This is a genomic window from Sandaracinobacteroides sp., from assembly GCF_057137845.1.
The window spans coordinates 1-3,991 of the sequence record NZ_DBNHFX010000218.1; the positions used below are offsets into that span (position 1 = coordinate 1).

The 3,991-nt window shown below is 67.6% G+C and carries 4 protein-coding genes; all 4 read right to left on the bottom strand.

Annotated features, from left to right (window positions below; all coding sequences use genetic code 11):
* Nucleotides 1-18: 18 nt before the first annotated feature.
* On the bottom strand, nucleotides 19-906 hold the full coding sequence (locus AC16JP_RS11660) for a Mu-like prophage major head subunit gpT family protein (protein ID WP_484340786.1): 888 nt from the start codon (nucleotides 904-906) through the stop codon (nucleotides 19-21).
* A gap of 32 nt (nucleotides 907-938) precedes the next feature.
* The gene (locus AC16JP_RS11665; RefSeq protein WP_484340787.1) at nucleotides 939-1,352 is read right to left on the bottom strand and encodes a hypothetical protein; all 414 of its coding nucleotides are present in this window, start codon (nucleotides 1,350-1,352) and stop codon (nucleotides 939-941) included.
* Between the two features lies 1 nt (nucleotide 1,353).
* Nucleotides 1,354-2,442, bottom strand: a complete 1,089-nt coding sequence (locus tag AC16JP_RS11670) for a phage protease (protein ID WP_484340788.1) — start codon at nucleotides 2,440-2,442, stop codon at nucleotides 1,354-1,356.
* 225 nt (nucleotides 2,443-2,667) lie between these two features.
* Nucleotides 2,668-3,991 (bottom strand): PBECR2 nuclease fold domain-containing protein (locus tag AC16JP_RS11675; protein WP_484340789.1); only part of this gene is annotated, 1,324 nt, incomplete at its 5' end.

Below are 3,991 nucleotides of genomic sequence, written 5' to 3' on the forward strand. Positions count from 1 at the left end.
CCTTCCCCTTCATGTTCCTCAGGCCAGCCACGGCGTCACCAGCAGCTCGACTTCGTCCTTCCAGATATTGTCTTCGCCGTTCGCCAGCCGCTCCTTCTTCAGCAGTTCGCGCGCGGCCTTCATGTTCTTGGGGCCGGTCACCAGCAGGTCGGGGCGGATCGCCAGCCGGCGGCCGAAATCGCCCTTCATCGCCATCATCGACGTGATCGCGGTTTCGAAGTTCGTGGCGTTCAGCGTCTGCTTCGACCCCCACGCCAGTTGCCACAGCCCGAAGCCGGCGTTCATCCGCCCGTCGACGCCATACAGGAACTTGCGCCGCAGGAAGACATTGGCGTCCTTCGGGTCGTCCATCTGCTGGAAATCGAAGGCCTTGCGCGTCTGCAGGATCAGCGGCTTCACCGCCTGCCTGGTATCGAACAGGAACCAGGGTTCGCCGTTCCCCGCCACCGCGTCGGTGTTGGCCACGCTCTGCGGGTTGCCGGCGGCATCCAGCACCGGGTGATCGGTATCGAAGAAGAACTGCCCGTCATAGCAGGCGGCGGCAAAGCCCGACACCAGGGTTTCGTAAACCAGCGTCGAGGGGAATTCCCCGGCGCGCTGGCCCATCTGCCGGAAGCGCGGGGCGTAAAGGCCCAGATTATCGTCCTCGATGTCGTTGCGATCCACTTCCACCGTCGATTCGAAATCGCGGTTGCGGATCGAATAATCATAGGTGCCCAGCTTGTGGATCACCCGGTCGCCCAGCCATTCGCGAACGCCCGGCAGGTCGCCCAGCCAGCCATATTCCTCTTTCGCGGTGGTGGAATTCACCGCCATCGAAATGCGCGCATGGTCGGGCGCCACGCCCTTCAGCGCCTCCTGGAAGACGGCCCGGAAGCCGACGCCCGCAGTCTGCAGATTAGCCATGAAACTCTCTCCTGAAGATCAACGCCGGAAAATCAGCGGATGCCGACCGCCACCCAGACGCCGGCGCCTTCCACATCGACCACCTTGCCGGCGACCGAACGGGTGTTGCCGCCATTGGTTTTCGCAACCGTCTGGTCATCGACGATGAAGCAGTCCTTGCCGATGTCGATGCGGGCGATCGCATCGCCGGCGGCGCTGTTGCCCAGCCGGAACAGCCCCGCCTCGGACGTGACGGCGGTTGCCCCGGCGGTCGCGCCGTTCACCTTGCTTTCCCGCGCCACGCCGCGCACCACAAGGTTCAGCGCCGTGCTGGCGCGGGCGGCGTTGCCGGCGGCGTCCAGCACCACCAGCCCGCCTTTCCAGATGGTGGCGTTCGCCGCCATCGGGTCGGTGAAATCGCGGTTTTCACGCCGGGGCGTCCGGCGTTCGGCGGCAAGCTGTGCCATGTCAGTTCCCTTCCTTGCGGGCGGCGATGTAGCTCTCCGCCGAAATTCCCATGGATGCGGCAACGGCGCGCTCGTCGGCGCTCAGCCCGTCGGCCGATGCGGCAGCCGCCGCGCCCATCGCCGCGAACTGTTCGCCGGCGGCCACGATCACCGGGGCGGCGGCGACAAAGCCCTCGAAGCCGGCCAGATCGGCGGCTGCGTAGCTGACCGCCCAGTTTTTCATCGCCGGCGAAATCTTGCCGGCCGCCAGCGCGGCGGCCACGGCCTGCAAGGCCTTGTCACCGTCGATCGACGATTTCAGCGCCGCCACTTCGTCCTGCAACGCCTTCACGGCGCCGATCGGCACATATTCGGCCGGGTTCGGCCGGGAAGCACTGGACCGGGCGGCAGCGGCCACCAGATCATCGACGCCGGCGTCGGCCTTCAGGCCCAGCTTCTGCGCGGCGGCGGCCACTGCGGCCGTCGCATCGGCGCCCGCCTTGCACGCGGCGGCGGCCGCCAGCACCTGTTCTTCCGTCGCGTCGGCCGGCAGGCCAAGCGCGCCGGCAATTCGGGAAATGCTCACATCGTCCTCCTGTGGGGGTTGCCTGAAGGCCGCGGCCCTGGATGCCACTGCGGCCAGTTCGGTGATGGCCGGGGTGTTGGTCAGCCCGGCGTTCAGGATGCAGCGCACCTGCCGGGTTTCCGGATCGAAGGTGAACAGCGGCGAAAGATAGCGGTATTCACGCCGCAAAAGCCGCCCGTGCGCGGCCTGCGTCCACGCCACATCGGCCCAGATGCCGTCGGCCGCCGCTTCCAGCGTGGCGGCGTCGATCCAGCCGGCGGCTTCCGCCCGGCCGCCCACGCCCTCCACCGCGCCGAAAAAGCTCTGGTGGTCGTAATCGATCATGATGTCGGCGCGGCCGGCGTGGGCGCGGGTGGCTTCCACCACCGCCGCCATGCTTTCGGCCGGCAGGAAAAAGGGGCCGCGCCCGTCGCGCAGATGGATGGCGCCCGCCGGCAGCAACTGGATGCGCCGCCTGGGGCGCCCTTCGGAAACCACCTCGACGGCGGCGGCGATTGCGGTATAGGATGCAAGGGTGCGCGGCATGACGCACCTTCCTACCCCGACCAGGTGAACTGTTTCCCCGGCATCGCTTCCGGGGAACCCTTCAGCGTTTGCGAAAGGCGGGCGGGCAGGCTATATCGGCGTTACCGCACCGGAGACGACCGGAGCCGTGCTGATCCTTGCGGGGGTGGGTTCTAGGCCGGCGAATCGTCGGTGAAGGGGTGCCGGGGCAACCGCGCACCCCTTCTCTTATTCCGCCGCCCTCTCTCAATCCTCCGCATCGGCCCGCCGCCACGCCAATATGCCGCCGCGCACCTGTTCCTTTTCAAAATATTTCGCCTCTGTCGGGAACGCCGTCACGCCCTGCCAGCCATGCTTGCCTACCTGCATCGCTGCAAAGGCGTGGCGTTCTTCGCCTTCGATCCGGAACCGCGCCACGAAACGCCTGGTCAGCCGCCAGCGGAATCTCGTGCGGGCGCGGTTCGTCGCCACCTTTTCCCACACATACCAGATTTCATCCGGGCTGATGATGGTTTCGGCCAGCAGCAGGATGGTCGACCGGCGCTCTGCCGTCAGCTTGGTGCTGCCATCGGGGCGCTGGAAGAAGCGTTCGGAAATCAGCAGCGGCTGCCCGGTTTTATCGGTGAACAGCAGCGCATCCCCCGCCGGCTGCGATACCGCGCGGAAGCGTTCCACGAACCGCGCCACCGCATCGGCGTCGCTGCTATCCGCCGGCAGGATGGCGTCGGCCGGCAGCGCGCGGGCCGGCGGCAGCGGCGGCAGCGGCGCCTGGCGCCCGCCAAGGCCGGCCACCGGCGCCGCCAGCGGCGCATCCAGCATCGGCAGCTCGAACGCCCGCATCCACGAAACCCCCGGATTATAGCCGAAGCCCGGCCCCACGCCGCCCGGCACCACTTCGGGCGCGGCGGCGCCCGGCCGCCAGAACAGGCGCGGCGCCAGTTGCGGCAGATGATCGTCGGGCGTTACCTGCAGCCCCAGCCGGATCAGGTCGCGGTCGCTCAGCTGCACCACGCGGCAGCGGCAGCCCCAGTCGTTCGGCGGAAAATACACCTGCCAGAACGGATGATCGACCGGCAGCACGATATCGTCCAGCACCGCGTGGCTGGAGCGCACCCGTTCGTCGCCGGCGGTGCGGTAGCGCAGCCAGGGCATCAGCCCCTTGGCCGCCTGCATCAGCTTCCATTCGGCGGCGGCCGCCGCCAGGCGGAAATTGGTGGCGAAGATGGTTTCCAGCCGCTTCGGGCCGATGAACACCGCATCCCCGGTGCCGGTAACGGCGGGATCGGTCACCACGCCCCACCAGCCGTGCTTCTGCAATTCCGGGATCAGTTCGGCCTTCCACTGGTCCACCGGCTTGCCCTGCGCCCAGGCATCATCCAGCGATTGGCGGATGGTTTCCAGCAGATCATATTGCGCCACCTTGGCCACGGTGAAGGCGCGCACATGATCATCGTGCCAGGCTTCGGCCCAGTTCACGGTGGTGCGGTAATCCTTGGCGCGCAGATAGCGCAGCATTTCGTGCGGAGGCAGATCCAGCGCGGCGCGGATCGAAAGCGGCGGTTCAGCCATG